We start from the raw sequence: 17,337 nt of genomic DNA, 5'->3' as shown, positions 1-17,337 counted from the left end.
CCGATGACAAGTGCCGGAAGATGGTCTCTCGCTGCGCTCGTGGTCGTCGCGGCTCTCGTCGTGGCGATCTGGCCGCGCGGAGGAGACGACACGACGCCCACGTCGACGGGCCCGTCCTCGTCCGCGTATCAGCCGCCGACGTTCACTCCGTCGTCGGAATCGCTCGATCAACTCCGTAGCCAGGCGGCTCTGGCCTCCTGCCCGACTCCGACCGGCGAAGCGCCTGCCGGCTCGGCTCTCGCCGGAATCACCCTCGACTGCGTCGCCGACGGAGCGCCCGTCGACCTTGCCGCAGCGGTGGGCGGAAAGCCGACTCTGCTCAATCTGTGGGCGTACTGGTGCGCGCCATGCGCCGAAGAGCTTCCGTACCTTCAGGAATTCGCGGAGCGCGCCGACGGCAGCATCAACGTGCTGACCGTGCATTCGGATCCGAATCAGGAGAACGCTTTGACGCGACTCATCGACTACTCGGTGCGTTTGCCCGGCGTCCAGGACGGTGACGGCAAGGTACGGATCGCAGTGGGCGCACCGCCGGTGCTGCCGGTGTCGGTGCTCGTGCGCGCGGATGGAACAGTCGCCAAGGTCTTGCCCCAACCCTTCCGCAGTGCGGACGAGATCGCCGCCGCTGCGGCGCAATATCTGGGAGTCGTCGTATGAGTACACCGGTTCCCGAGTGGTTGCGCGCTGTCGCCAGCACCCAGCCCACCGATCCCCATCGGATCAACCCCGTCCTCGAGCGTCGCGCGCCGCGCGGCACCGTGACGCGTCCGGCCGCGGTGCTCGTGCTCTTCGGCGGACCGCGTGAGGCCGACCCTCTCGCCGTCGGCGGCTTGCCGGAGGGCGCAGACGTCCTGCTGACCCAACGGGCGTCGACGATGCGTCAGCACAGCGGACAGGTCGCATTCCCGGGCGGCGCCGCCGATCCGGGCGACGACGGCCCCGTCGGCACCGCGCTGCGTGAAGCGCAGGAGGAGACCGGGCTCGATCCGAGCGGAGTTCAGCCGCTCACCGTGCTGCCGGAGATCTTCATCCCGCCGTCGGGTTTCGACGTGACGCCGGTGCTCGGCTACTGGGAGCAGCCGACGACGGTGGGCATTCAGGACGAGGGCGAGGTCGGACGGGTGGCCCGGGTGCCGCTGCGCACGTTGCTCGACCCAGACAACCGGTTTCAGGTTCGACATCCCCTCGGATACCAGGGCCCGGCGTTCCGCGCCGACGGCATGCTGGTCTGGGGGTTCACAGCAGGAATCCTCGCGGCGCTGTTCACGGTGTCGGGCTGGGAGATTCCGTGGAATTACGAGGACGTGAGAGACCTGGACACAGCGCTGTCCGAGTTCGGTGAAGGTGTCGAGGATTCGGCGGTGCCGCGATGACAGGTTCTCGTTGGGTGGACATCGCCATCGTTCTGGTCGCCCTCATCGCGGCCACGTCCGGATGGCGTCAGGGCGCGGTGGCGTCGGCGCTGGCGTTCGTCGGCGTGATCCTCGGTGCCGTCGCCGGGATTCTGTTGGCGCCGCACCTGCTCGTGCACGTCACCGAAGGCAAGCTGCGCATCCTCGCGGGCATCTCGCTGATCGTCGTGTTGGTCATCATCGGCGAGGTCGCCGGCATGGTGCTCGGACGCGCGGCGCGCAGCGGAATGCACAGTCCGACGGCGCGATCCGTCGACAGCGTCATCGGTGCGGGTCTACAGGCGGTGGCTGTCGTGGTCGCGGCGTGGTTGCTCGCGATTCCGCTCACTTCCTCGTCGCAGCCGAATATTGCCGCCGCTGTTCGTGGTTCGGACGTTCTCGCCAGCGTGGACGAAGTGGCGCCGCAGTGGCTGCGCCGCATCCCGACCGAGTTCTCGGCGCTGCTCGACACCTCCGGCCTGCCTGACGTCATCGGCCCGTTCGGGCGCACGCCCATCACCGAGGTCGAAGCACCCGACGCGAGCGTTCTCGCCAGTCCGTTGGCGGCGCAGTTGCGTCCGAGTGTTCTCCGCATCAACGGCGTAGCACCGAGTTGCCAGCGCGCGCTCGAGGGATCCGGATTCATCGTCGCCCCCGAACGCGTCATGACCAACGCCCACGTGGTTGCCGGAACCGAGAGCATCACCGTGGACACCATGGAAGGCGCACTGCCCGCGCAGGTGGTTCTCTTCGACTCCGCCGTGGACATCGCGATTCTGGCGGTTCCCGGATTGGACGCGCCGGTGCTGCCGTTCGCTCCGGAGCAGGCTCGGACCGGTGACAACGCGTTGGTGCTCGGCTACCCCGGCGGTGGTCCGTACACGGCCAGCGCAGCCCGCGTTCGTGAGGTCCTCAACCTGAACGGGCCGGACATCTACAAGGCCGGAACCACCCAGCGTGAGGTCTACACCGTCCGCGGATCCATCCGGCAGGGCAACTCGGGTGGACCGATGGTCGATGATCAGGGGCGGGTCCTCGGCGTCGTGTTCGGTGCTGCCGTCGACGACAGTGACACCGGATTCGTCCTCACCGCGCAGGAAGTCTCGCGCCAGTTGAACGCGGCTGCCTCGGCATCGACGCCCGTACCGACGGGCGCGTGCATCCTGTAGCGGTCACTTCTCCGTAAGGAGGAAGTCCCCGAGTTCGCGATTGACGCGCTCGGGGGCTTCCTGATGCGCGTAATGACCGACTCCGGCAATGGTGCGCAGTTTCTCGCCGGGAGCCCAGTGCTTGTCGCGACGCACGGTACGGGTGAGCACGTACGGGTCGAGTTCGCCGTGAATCTGGACAATCGGAATGCGAAGAACCTGATCCATCAAACGCATGAAACGTCGGCCCTCGGGGCGGAGCTGGCTGCGGAAGGCCCAACGCTGGTACTCCAACGTGGAATGCGCGACGCCCGGGATCCGGATCGCGGACCGCATCTTGCTCATGACGTCTGCGAATTCGGGTTGCTGCGGCCAGGTGGGGCCGGACCGCGAGCGAACCAGACGCTCCACTTCGGCGCCGTTGTCGGCCGTCAACCGACGTTCCGGGCGTAGCGGTACCTGATAGGCCAGGAACGAGGGCAAAAGCGCGCGGCGCTGATAGGGGTCGCGGACGACTGCTTTCTTGAGCGCCATCGGGTGTGGAGACGAGATCAGCGCGATCGACCGCACCAGGCGTGGATGCAGGAGCGCGGTCGCCCAGCACACCAACCCGCCGTCGGCATGACCGATCAGCGTGGCCTTGCCGTAACCCATCGCACGAATGAGGCCGGCTACGTCACCGGCGAGCGTCCAACCGTCGTAGCCGCGAGGGGGCTTGTCGGAATCGCCGTACCCACGAAGATCCATGGCGACGACGCGGAATCCCTGCTCCGACAGTGCCGTCAACTGATGGCGCCAGGACCACCAGAAATCGGCGAATCCGTGCAACAGGACCACCAACGGAGCATCCGGCTCCGCGTCGCCTACCTCGACGACGTGAAACCGGATGCCGTTGGCGTGAATGTCCCGGTGAATCCAGGGGCCGTCGAACCTGACGGTGGATGGATCTGGGGCTGCCACTTTCGATCAGACTCGCTACCGGCGCGCGTTGAAATCGACAGACGGCTTTGCGTCGTCATGGCTGCCGGGGATGACGTTCTTGGCCTGCTTGAGCGATTCGATCGTCTTCTCCGGAGCCCTCAGCTTGCGCACGCGCAGATAACCGAGCAGCGCCAGAATCGCGGTGGTCACCACCATGATCAGGAAGACGATGAGGAACGCCAGCCAGCGCGGCACCCAGGTGTCGAGCATCTCGGCCAGGAAGAAAAAGAAGAAGAACGAGCTGAACAGCAGAACCGTGAAGGCCAGGATGAAGAAGACGCTGCCCTGCAGACCCTTCTTGACCTCGCCCGTCACCTCGGCCTTGGCAAGTTCGACCTCGGCGCGCACGAGGGTGGAGACCTGTGCGGTCGCGTCCTTGACGAGGGCCCCGATGGTGGCCTCGCCCGGCGTGCGGGCGTCCACATCGGTGAGAGGGATGGAAGAGACCGTGTTCGGTACTCCATCTCCGGTGAAGCGCTGGCTCTCTCCGTTGGTCAAGCTCACTTGTCGACCTCTCCAGGTAGTTCTCTCGCGTCCGTGGCAATGGCGGTGGAAGCGTCGTCTCGAGCCGCATGAACTCGTCCACGTCGCCACAGCAGCGCTGATCCGATCAGCGATGCCACCAACGATGTCACGAGAACTGCGGCCTTCGCTATCTCGGCCTCGCTACCATCGCCGACCCCGTCCAATGCGAGGTCTGCTACAAGCAGGCTAACGGTGAACCCGATGCCACCGAGAACTGAGAGGGCAAACATGTCTCTCAATTCCAGTGTCTTGGGTTTGGTTGCTATCCCCAATTTGATCGCGAGCAGGGAAATTCCGAAGATTCCGACGGTTTTGCCGACCAGAAGACCGACGACAACCGATTGCCCGACTGGGTCGGTGAAAATGTCGCCGAGCACCGCCGCGTTGATCGGAACACCGGAGGCGAACAGTGCGAAGACGGGGACACAGAAGCCTGCAGAGTAGGGCTGAATACGGTGCTCGAGACGGCTACCGGGCGCGTACTCCTCGTCCGGATCGCGCCTCACCCGGGTGAGTAAGCCGAGCGCGACGCCCGCGAGTGTGGCGTGTATCCCCGCTTCGTGCATCGCGTACCAGGTCAGTAGTGCCAGCGGGACGTAGAGGAACGGCGTCGTGATGCGTTTGTGTTGGGCGTAGGCGTAGGCAGCCAGGGCTGCGGCCGCGGTCAGCAGCCACAACATCGCGAGGGAACCGGTGAACAGTACGGCGATGAGGATGATCGCGAGCAGATCGTCGACGACGGCCAGGCTGAGCAGGAAAACTCGGGCGCTCGCCGGGATCTTCGAGCCGGTCAGCGCGAGCACGCCGAGGGCAAAAGCGATGTCCGTCGCGACGGGAATGGCCCAGCCCTTGTCCATGCCGGGCGTGCCGAAGCCGATGGACGCCGCGATGATCGCGGGGACCAGGACGCCGCCGCACGCCGCGATGATCGGGAGCATCGCGGCTTTGCGGTCCGCGAGTTCGCCGACCACCAGTTCACGTTTGAGTTCGAGGCCGGCGACGAAGAAGAAGACGGCAAGCAGTCCGTCCTGCGCCCACGTGCCCAAGCTGAGGTCGAGATGGAGTGCGGACGGACCGATCTGGAAGTCACGTAGTGCGATGTAGCTCTCACCGAAAGGAGAGTTCACCCAGATCAGAGCGAGGGCGGCAGCGATCAGGAGGATCGATCCGCCCACCGTTTCGGTGCGGAGGTAGCGGGACAGTTCGGAACGCAGGGTGGAGATCACGCGTGGGGACGACCTTTGTTCGTGCAACCGAATTCGGATGCAACAGACATGAACGTGATCGACGTTGTGACGCATCGAATGCACGTGCCGACCAGACTTCCCGGCTCACCTTTACGGAATTTTATCGCGGATTGCCCGCTGAGCCGAATTCGCGAACCGAATTTGCGTCGGAAAACCCCGCGGGTGTTCAATTCCTACTGATTGGGACACTATCCCACCAATTGGACATCTTTCGTATAACGGCGCAGGAGCATGTTTTGAGCACGTCAGTCAGTGAGAATCCACCCAAGCCGGAGGGCGGCGACGCAGATACCGTCGCCGGAGTGCCGCGCAGCCGAATCGTGGTTGCCAGCATGGTGGGTACGTCCATCGAGTTCTACGACTTCTACATCTATGCAACAGCGGCAGTATCGGTGTTCCCGCACCTGTTCTTCCCGAAGGGCAACGACACCACCGCGCTTCTCGCGTCGTTGGCGACGTTCGGACTCGCGTTTGTCGCCCGTCCCCTCGGCTCGATTCTCTTCGGGCACTTCGGTGACCGCGTCGGACGCAAGGCAACTCTGGTCGGCTCGCTGCTGACGATGGGCATAGCGACCTTCCTCATCGGACTGCTGCCCACTTATCACCAGATCGGTCTACTGGCCCCGGCGCTGTTGGCGCTCATGCGTTTCTGCCAGGGCCTCGGACTCGGCGGCGAATGGTCGGGCGCGGCTCTGCTCGCAACCGAGACGGCCAAGGAAGGCAAGCGGGCCTGGGCGGCGATGTGGCCGCAACTCGGTGCGCCCATCGGCTTCTTCATGGCCAACGGACTGTTCCTGATCATCACGTTGTTCATGAACCACGACAATTCCAGCCCGGACCTCGAGGGTGCCTTCCTGAGTTGGGGATGGCGAATTCCGTTCCTGCTCAGCGCAATCATGGTGATGATCGGCCTGTACGTCCGGCTCAAGCTCGAAGAAACCCCGGTGTTCGCGCGTGCAGTCGAGCGCGGCGAGAAGGTCAAGACTCCGGTGGCCGAGGTGTTCAAGACCAGTTGGCGTCAGCTGATCATCGGTACGTTCGTGATGCTCGCGACGTACACGCTGTTCTACATCATGACCACCTGGGTTCTCAGCCACGGAACCGGCAAGACGCCGGCCGACGGTGGAACCGGTGCGGGCTTCAAGTACACCGATTTCCTTGTCCTGCAGTTGATCGCAGTCGTGTTCTTCGCTGCCGCCGTGCCGGTCTCGGGTTGGCTCGCCGACCGTTACGGGCGTCGTATCACCTTGCTGATCATCACCGGTCTGATCATGGTGTTCGGCTTGACCTTCGGCGTGTTCCTCGAACCGGACGGAATGAACGACGGTCGCATGTTGGCGTTCCTCATCGTGGGCATGCTGCTCATGGGCCTGACCTTCTGCCCGATGAGTGCCGTTCTCCCGGAACTCTTCCCGACCAACGTCCGCTACACGGGCTCGGGAATCGCGTACAACACGGCCAGTATTCTGGGCGCAGCGGTGGCGCCGTTCATCGCCGTCTACCTCGCGAAGAACTACGGCGTCGGTTGGGTCGGCATCTATCTTCTCGTAGCGGCGACGCTGACTTTTGTCGCGCTGCTGGTCATGCGTGAGACGAAGGGTGAGTCGCTCGACGATGTAGGGGCATAACCCTGCTGTGCGCCTTTATTAACCCCCGGCGGTTAATAAAGGCGCACAGCAGTTGTCAGGGAAGCTGAGCAGGCAGGACGTGCTCACCGGTCTTGTCGGTGCTCAAGGCCAGGGAGCTGATGTACTGCTTCTCGCCGTTCGGACCGGGCACGTTCGACGCGAGCATGTCGGGACGCTCGAATTCGATTCCGCTGACGCAGCACAGAAGCGTTTCACCGGAGGGGTTCCCGTACTCGTCGAACATCGGCAGATCGATGCCGTCGTCGGTGCGTCGTAGGTAGTACTTTCCCTTGGTGGCGACGGCCAGGATCGGCGGCATCACCAGTGCGATGACGATTGCGACGATCGGGGAGAACGGCTTGATCGCCGAACCGAAAGCACCGAAGAACACCAGGATCGAAATGCCCGCGGCCAGCAGCATCGACACGAAGCCGACGGGGTTGACGTCGTAGAGCATCCCGCGTCGGAACTCGGGGACTTTCGGGGAGAGCTTCAACCAGTACTTGTTGATCGCGATGTCCGAGGCGACGACCACGACCCAGGCGATACCGCAGTTGGCGTAGAACCCGAGGATCGTGTTGAGGAAGTCGAACATGTTGGCTTCCATCAAGATCAGTGCGATCGCCAGGTTGACCAGAACGAAGACCATGCGTCCGGGGTAGGTCTTGGTGACGCGGGTGTACGAGTTGGTCCAGGCCAGTGAGCCGGAGTACGCGTTGGTGACGTTGATCTTGATCTGGCTGATGACCACGAGGATCACGGCCAGCGTCATGGCCAGCCAGTGAGGCATCATGTCCTGGTAGATCTCGAGGAACTGGTGCACGGGCTGGTTGGCGATCGAGGATCCGTCGACGACGTTCGCGATGATGTACACGGCGAGGAACAGTCCGACGATCTGCTTGAACGCGCCGAAGATCACCCAGCCGGGGCCGGCGAGAATTACTGCAGCCCACCAACGGCGGGTGTTTTCCGGCGTCTTGGGCGGCATGAAGCGTAGGTAGTCGATCTGCTCGGCGATCTGTGCGATCAGCGACAAGCAGACACCCGCGGCCAGCATCACCGATCCGAAGTTGACGCCCTTGCCGTTTGCGCCGTCCTCACCGCCGAAGGCGAAGAACGCGCTCACCGAATCAGGGTGCTTGAACAGCAGATACAGGAACGGCAGCACCATCATGACGAGCCACAGAGGCGTCGTCCACACTTGGAGCTTTGCCAGAGCCTTCATTCCGTAGATGACCAGTGGAATGACCATCAGGGTCGAGACCGCGTAGCCGATCGAGAGTGGGATCCCGAGCCCCAGTTTCAAACCCTGGGCCATGATGGAACCTTCGAGCGCGAAGAAGATGAAGGTGAACGTCGCGAAGATGACGTTGGTGACCACCGAGCCGTAGTAGCCGAAACCGCTTCCACGAGTGATCAAATCGAGGTCGATATTGTATCGCGCGGCATAGTAGGCGAGTGGGAAGCCGGTCGCCATGATGACGACGGCAAACACGGCGATGCCCAGCAATGCGTTACCGGTGCCGTACGAGATGCCGATGTTGGCGCCGATCGAGAAGTCTGCGAGATACGCGATTCCGCCGAGCGCGGAGGTCGCGACGACGCCGGTTCCCCATTTGCGGTAGCTGCGTGGCGCAAATCGGAGGGTGTAGTCCTCCAGAGTCTCCTTCAGTGCGGCATTCTCACCGAGATCTACCCTGTCCGGTGCGCCGGCGGACACCTGCTCGTTCACTGCTGTCATGACGTCACTTCCCCTGGGTGCCTGTGCATGTGCACTTTGTGGTGCAGGCACCCAACCTAGGGAGGTGGCGTTACGCGGACATGTTTGAAATGTGTCGCCCACGTTGCGGATTCGATCCGCAACGTGAGCGAGCACTCATGGGACTTTCTTTACCTGTATCTGATCACCAACTGCCCGCGCCTGCAAGGCGAGTGGTTGCGTCCCGACCGGCCGAAGGTCGAGAACGGCGGCGGCCACCGGGTCGGCCAAGACGTTCCGGATGGTCCGGCGCAGGCCACGTGCTCCGTACACCGGGTCGAACCCGCGCCGTTGCAACAGGGCGACGGCGCTGTCCTCCACCTCGACGTCGATGCCTCTCCTGGCCAACCGAGTCGTGATCAGTTCGATCTCGAGACGGGTCACTTGTTCCGCGGTCTGTTCGTCGAACTCGTCGAGGATCACGGTTTCGTCGATGCGGTTGAAGAATTCGGGGTCGAAGAACTTCTCCAACGCGCGTTGCACCAGATGATGACCATGGCGCGGTCGATCGATCCGGACGCGATCGGCGAGCTGCCGCAGGTGAGATCGCCGACGTTCTGCCACCGCAGCAGAGCCGAGATTCGAGGTCAGGAACACGTAGCTGTTGCGGAACGAGATCTTCTGCTGACCGTTCGCCAACCGGAGTTCGCCGTTGTCGAGGACCTGCAGGAGCGCACGCAGCACGGTGGGGTCGGCCTTCTCCACTTCGTCGAACAGGACGATTCCGGGGGTGTACGGATCGCCCTCGACGGTGTTCTTGTCGAACAGCGTGAAGGACTCCTTGCTACCGGCATATCCAGGTGGAGCCCCGGAGAACGACGCCGCATAATGCTCTTGCGCAAGAGCATTCATGTCGATGCGGCACAGATCATCAGGTCCTGACCGTAGTTCTGCGGCCACGCGCCGCACCAATTCCGTCTTGCCGACGCCGGTCGGGCCAACGAGAAGGATGTTGGCGAGCGGACGCGTCGGATCCGTTGCACCGACATGCGCGATCGAAATCGCACGAACCACTGCGTCGACGGCGGCCTGTTGTCCGACGATCTTGGAACTCAGGGCTTTCGAGAGCTTGCGAGCGTCGAAGGCCCCGACCGGTACGGGTTCGGTTCGTTCCTCGGCCGGCGGTGGTGCTGCTGCACTGTTCCGGTCATGGAGCATGTCGGTGATATAAGGCACAGTGAGATCCTTACGCTTCGATTGTCTTCTCGACCGGCAGGTTTCCGACGCGACAATCCGCTACACCCACTGTGTCTCGGGTGATGGCCTCGACGCGTTCCTGAGCCTTCTGGGCGTCGGTGACCCACAGCTTGTAGAACTCGAACGGGCAGTCCGCGACGCCCTTGTCTCCGTCACCTGCTGCGTGGACACCGGAGTAGCCGCGATGGAGGAGTTTGAAGATGTGGTTCTGGGACTGATCGTTCTCGCGTGCGTCGCGAATGGCTGAGACGGAAAGCTGCGCGTACTGGATTCCGTATTCTTCTTCGCCGGTTTCACCCAGCGTCCGGCCGTCGAATCCGATGATCGCGGAGTGTCCGAAGTAGGAGTAGACGCCGTCGAATCCGGCCGCATTGGCAACTGCCACATAACAATTGTTGGCCCAGGCCATTGCCTTGGACATCATCACCTGCTGGTCCTTGGCGGGGTACATGTATCCCTGGCAACGGACGATCAGTTCTGCACCCTTCATCGCGCAGTCGCGCCAGATCTCCGGGTAGTTGCCGTCGTCGCAGATGATGAGCGAGATCTTCAGCCCCTTCGGGCCTTCGGTGACATACGTCGTGTCTCCCGGGTACCACCCTTCGATGGGGCACCAGGGCAGGATCTTTCGGTACCTCTGAACGATCTCGCCCTTGTTGTCGATGAGGATCAACGTGTTGTACGGGGGCTTGTTCGGGTGGTCTTCGTGCTGTTCGCCGGTGATGGAGAAGATTCCCCAGGTGTCGGCTTCGCGGCACGCTGCGGAGAAGATCGCGGTCTCGTCGCCCGGGATGGTGGCTGCTGTCGCGTACATCTCCTCCTCGTTGTACATGATTCCCTGCGTGGAGTATTCGGGGAAGACCACCAGATCCATTCCGGGGAGGCCGGTCTTCATGCCGATCATCATGTCGGCGATCTTGCGCGCGTTCTCGAGGACACCGGCGCGATCGTGCAGGCGGGGCATCTTGTAGTTGACCACTGCTACGCCGACCGTGTCGTTGCTCGAGGAGATGTCACCGTGTCGCATTGTCTTTCACTCCTTGGTTGTGTCGATCAGTTGAAGACTGGACGGGATTGGGGTACTGCGGTTTTGGGTGCAGCGAGGATCTTGGCCAGGCCCAGGAGAACCAGAAGTGCTCCGGCCCAACCGGCCGCGACGGCGGGTGTGGTGTGGAAGTTGTCGGTCAGGATCAGAAATGCGGGGACCGTGCACGTGGGCTGGCTCAGGAGGACCGCTGCCCAGCCGGTGAAGCGACTGAGATTCTCGCGGCCGAGCCCGAGTACCAGGAAGAACAGCGTCCACAGCGCTGCCCATGCGAGCCAGATGACCCCGAAGACGGGGTCGTTGCTCACTGTGAAAGAGAGGAAGGAGTACACGAGCGCGGCGCACGCGACGAACAGCGAGAACCACCCGATTCCTTCCGGCTCGAAGCCGGCGAGATTGCTGATGCCCACGTAGAGATAGGTGAATCCGAACAGATAGAGCCCTGAGGCCGCCAGGACGGCACTCGAATCTCCCTGAGCCTGAATCAACATGACGGTGGGGACGACGCATTGAAGTGCGCCGACGAAGAGGTTGAGGACCGAGGCGGATCGAACGGGAACTGTGCCGAGCAGCATCAGTCCGTTGACGAAGAGGACGGCTCCCACGTAAAGCAAACCAACACTGCCCATCGGGCACCTCCGGTTACTTCGGGACGGTTACTTCGGGACGGTTACTTCGGGACGGGTTACTTTCAAATGAAATGATTCCAAATGAAACTAAGTGATGCGCGCCACAGAAGTCAAGAGCGAGATCTCAGTGGGAAAATCTCAGAGCGTTGCGATGATCGAGAAGTCGAGTCCGTCGGCGACGGCGAGCTGAATCTTCTGCCGTGCAACACGATCACGAAACTCGACGGTTCCGCGAGGCCCGTCGTACGCGGCACCCTCGACGACGGCGTCCAGGTCACGCGGATGAGTGCTGTCGGCGCGCCGCACCAGGGCCGAAAGGGTATGTATCCCTTCGTAGCACGATTCGGCGGCATTGTTCAGCGCCGGAGCGTGCGCGCCGTGCAGTGCAACGTAGCGCCCGAGAAGATCCATGGAGTTGCCGTCGACCATCGAACGGAAGTACGCGGCGGAGGCAAACAGGTTGCGGGTTGCCCTCGGCCCGCTCGCGAGCAGCATGTTCTCTTCCATCAACGGGCTGAATCGGATCATCGACTCGTCGAGGCCGCGGCGGGCGAAGGCGCGGTTGAAATCGACGGCGTCCTGGCCGACGAGGAGCATGATCACGCCGTCGCAACCGGAGTTCGAGACGGTCTCGACCAGTTGTTTCATGTTGCCGCGCCCCAGGTCGACAAACGAACCGCCGACAAGGCTGAGATCGAGTTCGGTGGCGAATTGCCTCACGGCTCCGAGAGAGCTGTGTGGCCAGATGTAGTCGTCCCCGACGACAAACCACTTACGCGCTCCGACGTTGTCGCGCAGCCACTTCAGCGCCGGCGCGATCTGCTGCCGTGGTGTTTCGCCGGAGCAGTAGATGCCGGATCTGACCTCGCCGCCCTCGTAGAGCGAGGTGTACGAGTACGGAATGCGGTCCGCGACCACGGGTGCAAGAGCGTGGCGGACAGAGGAGATGTGCCAACCGCTGACCGCGTCGATGTCGCCTGCGTCGAGTAGCTGTTGCACGCGGGCTGCGACGACGCTCGGCGAAGCGCCGCCGTCGATCACTTCGATCTGGACTTCGCGTCCCAGTACGCCACCGGAGTTGTTGAGGTCGCGGGCGGCCAATTCGCTGATTGCTTCGCAGGAGGGGCCGAACAGTCCGGCAGGTCCCTGGAGGGGAAGCACCATGCCCAGGCGCCACACCGCGCTGCGCGCGCGTTCGAGCGCGCCGGTAGCGCTCATGCGTCGCCGCCGGAATCGGGAGTCAGCGGCCTGGCCTGGGTTACTATCATTTCATTTGAAAGTATTGCCCGAGAAGTGTGAACTGCGCAACAGCGGGGGAGCGATCAGTGGGAAAAAGTGACTCCGGAATTCTTGATGCGTCGCTGACGACTGCGCTGGTCCGAGCAGCTCGAATGGCCGCGGCAGCGGCGGAGAAGGCGCTGGCGGCAGAGAATCTCACTCTCGATCACTGGATGACGCTCGAAGCCCTGGCGTCGACCGAGGGGCTGACGATGGCTGAGTTGCGCGATCGAACGGGAACACCGGCTCCGACGCTGACGCGAGTTGCGGACAAGTTGGTCTCGCTCGCGCTCATCTACCGCGAAGTCGGGGAGGACGACCGTCGGAAGGTACGCGTGTTTCTCTCCTCGCGCGGAAAGTCCTTGCACAAGCGGGTTGCCGCAGACATTCGCGTGGCCGAGGAGTCTTGGCTGACGTCGAAAGAGGAAGTGAAGTTGCGAGAGGGGCTCCGCCCCTGTGCGCCTTTTTGGTAGTTCCCACTACCAAAAAGGCGCACAGGGGGCCGAAGGCCCTACTTGCCGCGGATTGCGTCGAATACCTTGGGGTCGACCAGGGTCGAGGTGTCTCCGAGGTCGCGGCCTTCGGCGACGTCGCGCAGGAGGCGGCGCATGATCTTGCCGGACCGGGTCTTCGGTAGTTCCGGCACGATCGTGATCTGACGCGGTTTGGCGATGGGGCTGATGTCGGTGGAGACCTGAGCCTTGAGTTCGGCGATGAGGACGTCGCCGGTGTTCTCGACGCCTTCACGGAGGATGACGAACGCGACGATGCCCTGTCCGGTGGTCTCGTCGGCGGCACCGACGACGGCGGCTTCGGCGACTCCGTGATGGTTCACCAGTGCTGATTCCACTTCGGAGGTGGAGATGCGGTGACCGGAGACGTTCATGACGTCGTCGACGCGGCCGAGGACCCAGAGTGCGCCGTCGTCGTCGTACTTGGCGCCGTCACCGGCGAAGTACCAGCCTTCTTCGGCGTAGCGGGACCAGTAGGTGTCGCGGTAGCGGTCCATGTCGCCCCAGATGCCGCGGAGCATCGCCGGCCACGGCTCGTCGAGGACGAGGTAGCCGTTGCCGCCGGGGCCGAGGGGCTTGGCGTCGTCGTCGACGATCTTGGCGGAGATACCGGGCAGCGGTGCCATCGCGGATCCGGGCTTGGTGGCGGTGATACCGGGCAGCGGGGAAATCATGATCGCGCCGGTCTCGGTCTGCCACCAGGTGTCGACGATGGGGGCCTTGTTGCCGCCGATGACGTCGCGGAACCAGCGCCACGCTTCGGGGTTGATGGGCTCGCCCACAGATCCGAGCAAACGGATCGAAGACAAGTCGTGGGCGTCGGGGATTTCCCGGCCCCACTTCATGAACGTCCGCACGAGGGTGGGGGCGGTGTAGTAGATGGAGACGCCGTACTTCTCGATGATGTCGAAGTGGCGGTGCTCGTTCGGGGAGTTGGGGGTGCCTTCGTAGACGACCTGGGTGACACCGTTGGAGAGGGGCCCGTAGACGATGTAGGAGTGTCCGGTGACCCAGCCGATGTCGGCGGTGCACCAGTAGACGTCTTGTCCCGCTTTGTGATCGAAGACGTTGTGGTGGGTGTACGACGCCTGGGTGAGGTAGCCGCCGGAGGTGTGGATGATGCCCTTGGGCTTACCGGTGGTGCCGGAGGTGTAGAGGATGAACAGGGGATGTTCGGCGTCGAAGGCCTGCGCTTCGTGCTCGGGCGAGGCCGCCGCGACGGTCTCGTGCCACCACAGGTCGCGGCCGTCGGTCCACTCGACGTCGATGCCGGTCCGGTTGACCACCAACACGTTCTGGACGGAGTCGGCGCCGGCGACGGATTCGTCGACCGCTGTTTTGATGGGTGCTGCGGCGCCGCGTCGCCACTGGCCGTCGACGGTGACGACGAGCTTGGCTTGGGCGTCGTCGATGCGCGAGCGTAGGGCGGTGGCGGAGAATCCGGCGAAGACGACCGAGTGGGTCAGGCCGAGGCGGGCGCAGGCGAGCATGGTGACGATCGCTTCGGGGATCATCGGCATGTAGATCGCTACGCGGTCACCGGCGACGAGGCCGAGGTCGGTGAAAGTGTTTGCGGCGCGGCTGACTTCGGCGAGGAGGTCGTTATAGGTCAGATCCCGGGAATCGCCTGGTTCGCCTTCGAAGTGAATGGCGACGCGGTCGCCGTTGCCGGCGAGGACGTGGCGGTCGACGCAGTTGTAGGCGACGTTGAGTTTGCCGCCGACGAACCACTTGGCGACGGGGGCGTCGGTCCAGTCGAGGACTTCGGTCCATTTCTCGTGCCAGTGAAGGCGCTCAGCCTGATTCGCCCAGAAAGCGAGGCGGTCGGTATCTGCGGCAGCCTGCAACTCCGGTCCCGCGTTGGCGGCCGCAGCGAACTCTGCGCTCGGCGGATATGCCTGGGGGACGTCTGTTTCGGCTGCGCTTGTCATGGCTGACGGCCTTCTTTCCACTTTGATCGACACTTTTCTGACTCCGTGTGAGGGTAGTCACAAGCTCGCGTAAACGCACCGTTGCATCACGTTGCAACCCGTTGTCCTGCGACGATCGGTCGAATTGATGCGACGGGTGGTCGCTTCCGCCGACGAGTGAATGGGCGCGGACAGATTTCCCTCGGAATTGCGGACAATGGGTGCGATGCGCGCCCCGCGTCGGATGTGTCTATTGTCAAACCATTATTCGACCACAACTCGAAGTCACGTTCACTTTCAGTTGTAGGCGACACGACGCCGGCAGTTACGGCTGTCGGCAGGCCGCGAGCATGCTCGGGGTCACTTAGATGTGGAAGGAATTCCTTTGCGTATCTCACGCATAGCGACCGGCGCGGTCGCGCTCGGAATGACGGCAGTGCTGATCACGGCATGTTCGTCCGGCGATTCGTCGGGCGGATCGTCCAGCGGTGTCGTCAACGCCTGGGCGGGCGAGCCCCAGAACCCGTTGATTCCCACGAACACGAGTGAGAACCAGGGCGGCCGCGTCCTCGACTCCCTGTTCGCCGGTCTCGTTTCGTACACCGCCGACGGTGGCACGGAGAACGAGGTTGCCGAGTCCATCGAGAGCACCGACGGTCAGAACTTCACCGTCAAGCTCAAGGACGGTTGGACCTTCACGGACGGCACCCCCGTCACCGCGAAGTCGTTCGTCGACGCGTGGAACTTCGGAGCCCTCTCCACCAACGCCCAGATCCAGGCATCGTTCTTCGATCCGATCAAGGGCTACGACGAAGTTGCCGCCGAGGTTCCGACGGCTCAGACGATGTCGGGTCTGAAGGTTGTGGACGACTCCACCTTCACCATCGAACTCAAGCAGCCCGAGTCGGCGTTCCCCGATCGCCTCGGTTTCACGGCGTACTACCCGCTGCCCGAGGTCGCGTTCAAGGACATGACCGCATTCGGCGAGAACCCGGTCGGCAACGGCCCGTACAAGCTCGACGGCGCCGGCGCGTGGCAGCACAACGTCCGCATCGACACGGTCGTGAACCCGGACTACAACGGCAACCGCAAGCCGAAGAACGCCGGCGTCGACTTCATCATGTACAACAGCCTCGACACGGCGTACACGGATCTCCTCGCCAACAACGTCGACGTTCTCGACCAGGTCCCGCCGAGCGCGGTCACGACCTTCGAGTCGGATCTTGCCGGTCGCACGGTCAACCAGCCGTCGGCAACCATCGAGACGTTCACGATCCCGGGGCGCCTGGCGCACTTCAGTGGCGAAGAGGGCATGCTCCGCCGTCAGGCGATCTCGATGGCGATCAACCGCGATCAGATCACGCAGCAGATCTTCAACAAGACCAGGACGCCTGCACTCGACTTCACCAGCCCCGCAATCGAGGGTTGGAACGACTCGCTGACCGGTAACGGCAACCTGAAGTTCGACCCCGAGGCAGCCAAGGCCGCTTGGGCCAAGGCCGACGCCATCGCTCCGTGGTCCGGCAGCTTCGAGATCGGATACAACTCCGACGGCGGACACCAGGAATGGGTCGACGCCACGGCGAACAGCATCCGCAACACGCTCGGCATCGACGCAAAGGGCAAGCAGTACGCCACCTTTGCGCAGATCCGCACCGAAGCCACCGACCGCACCATCCAGAGCGCGTTCCGCTCCGGCTGGCAGGGTGACTACCCGCAGCAGTACGGCTTCCTGGCGCAGAACTACCAGACCGGCGGCAGCTCCAACGACGGTGAGTACTCCAACCCCGAGTTCGACCGCCTCCTGCGCGAATCGGCCGGCCAGACGGACAAGGCGAAGGCTCAGGAACTGCTCGATCAGGCTCAGGAAGTGCTGCTCAAGGACCTGCCTGCAATTCCGACGTGGTACCGCAACGCAGCCAGTGGATGGTCGGAGAACGTTTCCAACGTGACCATCAGCTGGAACGGCATTCCGGTCTACGAAGACATCGAAAAGAACTGACGCGTAGAACGATCCGCATCTGAAACGTGAGTTCGGGGCGGCAGGCGCCCTGCCTGCCGTCCCGAACTCGTGTTCACACCGGACT

15 protein-coding genes are annotated in these 17,337 nt (G+C 63.2%); 6 read left to right on the top strand and 9 right to left on the bottom strand.

The annotated features are described in order from the left end of the window. The first annotated feature begins 3 nt into the window (after positions 1-3). Genes P3G66_RS18705 through P3G66_RS18695 form a run of 3 tightly spaced genes read left to right on the top strand, consistent with a single transcriptional unit; the run spans position 4 to position 2,560 of the window. Positions 4-657: a TlpA disulfide reductase family protein gene (locus P3G66_RS18705; RefSeq protein WP_116057385.1), complete on the top strand. Its 654-nt coding sequence runs from the start codon at positions 4-6 to the stop codon at positions 655-657. After that, on the top strand, positions 654-1,373 hold the full coding sequence (locus P3G66_RS18700; RefSeq protein WP_007732411.1) for a CoA pyrophosphatase: 720 nt from the start codon (positions 654-656) through the stop codon (positions 1,371-1,373). Before P3G66_RS18705 ends, P3G66_RS18700 begins: the two co-directional genes overlap by 4 nt. Beyond that, positions 1,370-2,560 (top strand): MarP family serine protease, encoded by a 1,191-nt coding sequence (locus tag P3G66_RS18695; RefSeq protein ID WP_003946095.1) that lies wholly within the window; start codon positions 1,370-1,372, stop codon positions 2,558-2,560. The genes P3G66_RS18700 and P3G66_RS18695 overlap by 4 nt, the downstream gene beginning before the upstream one ends. 3 nt (positions 2,561-2,563) lie before the next feature. Here the strand turns inward: P3G66_RS18695 and P3G66_RS18690 are convergent, their stop codons facing one another. The 3 genes from P3G66_RS18690 to nhaA are packed head-to-tail and all read right to left on the bottom strand — an operon-like array spanning position 2,564 to position 5,271. Further along, the gene (locus P3G66_RS18690; protein WP_007732412.1) at positions 2,564-3,499 is read right to left on the bottom strand and encodes an alpha/beta hydrolase; all 936 of its coding nucleotides are present in this window, start codon (positions 3,497-3,499) and stop codon (positions 2,564-2,566) included. Between the two features lie 15 nt (positions 3,500-3,514). Then, positions 3,515-4,024 carry a phage holin family protein gene (locus P3G66_RS18685; protein ID WP_007732413.1) on the bottom strand — a complete coding sequence of 170 codons (510 nt, stop codon included), beginning with the start codon at positions 4,022-4,024 and terminating at the stop codon, positions 3,515-3,517. Then, on the bottom strand, positions 4,021-5,271 hold the full coding sequence (nhaA, locus tag P3G66_RS18680; RefSeq protein ID WP_039973295.1) for a Na+/H+ antiporter NhaA: 1,251 nt from the start codon (positions 5,269-5,271) through the stop codon (positions 4,021-4,023). The genes P3G66_RS18685 and nhaA overlap by 4 nt, the downstream gene beginning before the upstream one ends. A 257-nt stretch (positions 5,272-5,528) precedes the next feature. Between nhaA and P3G66_RS18675 the strand changes: the two genes are divergently transcribed. After that, on the top strand, positions 5,529-6,920 hold the full coding sequence (locus P3G66_RS18675; protein ID WP_276116987.1) for an MFS transporter: 1,392 nt from the start codon (positions 5,529-5,531) through the stop codon (positions 6,918-6,920). Positions 6,921-6,975: 55 nt separating this feature from the next. On the opposite strand, the gene P3G66_RS18670 is transcribed toward P3G66_RS18675, so the two are convergent. The 5 genes from P3G66_RS18670 to P3G66_RS18650 all read right to left on the bottom strand — a co-directional run bounded on the left by P3G66_RS18670 (position 6,976) and on the right by P3G66_RS18650 (position 12,768). Then, on the bottom strand, positions 6,976-8,661 hold the full coding sequence (locus tag P3G66_RS18670) for a hypothetical protein (protein ID WP_058227137.1): 1,686 nt from the start codon (positions 8,659-8,661) through the stop codon (positions 6,976-6,978). Between the two features lie 135 nt (positions 8,662-8,796). After that, positions 8,797-9,855, bottom strand: a complete 1,059-nt coding sequence (locus P3G66_RS18665; RefSeq protein WP_007732419.1) for an AAA family ATPase — start codon at positions 9,853-9,855, stop codon at positions 8,797-8,799. Positions 9,856-9,865: 10 nt separating this feature from the next. After that, positions 9,866-10,903, bottom strand: a complete 1,038-nt coding sequence (locus tag P3G66_RS18660; protein WP_003946093.1) for an aliphatic amidase — start codon at positions 10,901-10,903, stop codon at positions 9,866-9,868. Between the two features lie 26 nt (positions 10,904-10,929). Next, positions 10,930-11,550, bottom strand: a complete 621-nt coding sequence (locus P3G66_RS18655; RefSeq protein WP_003946099.1) for an AmiS/UreI family transporter — start codon at positions 11,548-11,550, stop codon at positions 10,930-10,932. 138 nt (positions 11,551-11,688) lie between these two features. After that, positions 11,689-12,768, bottom strand: a complete 1,080-nt coding sequence (locus tag P3G66_RS18650; RefSeq protein WP_221742616.1) for a substrate-binding domain-containing protein — start codon at positions 12,766-12,768, stop codon at positions 11,689-11,691. Positions 12,769-12,875: 107 nt separating this feature from the next. Between P3G66_RS18650 and P3G66_RS18645 the strand changes: the two genes are divergently transcribed. Next, on the top strand, positions 12,876-13,301 hold the full coding sequence (locus tag P3G66_RS18645) for a MarR family transcriptional regulator (protein WP_276116986.1): 426 nt from the start codon (positions 12,876-12,878) through the stop codon (positions 13,299-13,301). Positions 13,302-13,339: 38 nt separating this feature from the next. Here P3G66_RS18645 and acs read toward each other — a convergent pair whose 3' ends face one another. Then, positions 13,340-15,271: an acetate--CoA ligase gene (acs, locus tag P3G66_RS18640; RefSeq protein WP_276116985.1), complete on the bottom strand. Its 1,932-nt coding sequence runs from the start codon at positions 15,269-15,271 to the stop codon at positions 13,340-13,342. Between the two features lie 364 nt (positions 15,272-15,635). Here acs and P3G66_RS18635 point away from each other — a divergent pair, with 364 nt between their 5' ends. Beyond that, positions 15,636-17,252, top strand: coding sequence for an ABC transporter substrate-binding protein (locus P3G66_RS18635; protein WP_037132624.1), 1,617 nt, complete (start codon positions 15,636-15,638; stop codon positions 17,250-17,252). Positions 17,253-17,337: the final 85 nt, after the last annotated feature.

Origin of the sequence: Rhodococcus sp. C3V, from assembly GCF_029269915.1 — a bacterium.
Lineage (GTDB): Bacteria > Actinomycetota > Actinomycetes > Mycobacteriales > Mycobacteriaceae > Rhodococcus_F > Rhodococcus_F qingshengii.
Note: the sequence above shows the minus strand (reverse complement) of the source record. Positions and strands in the feature narration are given on the sequence as shown.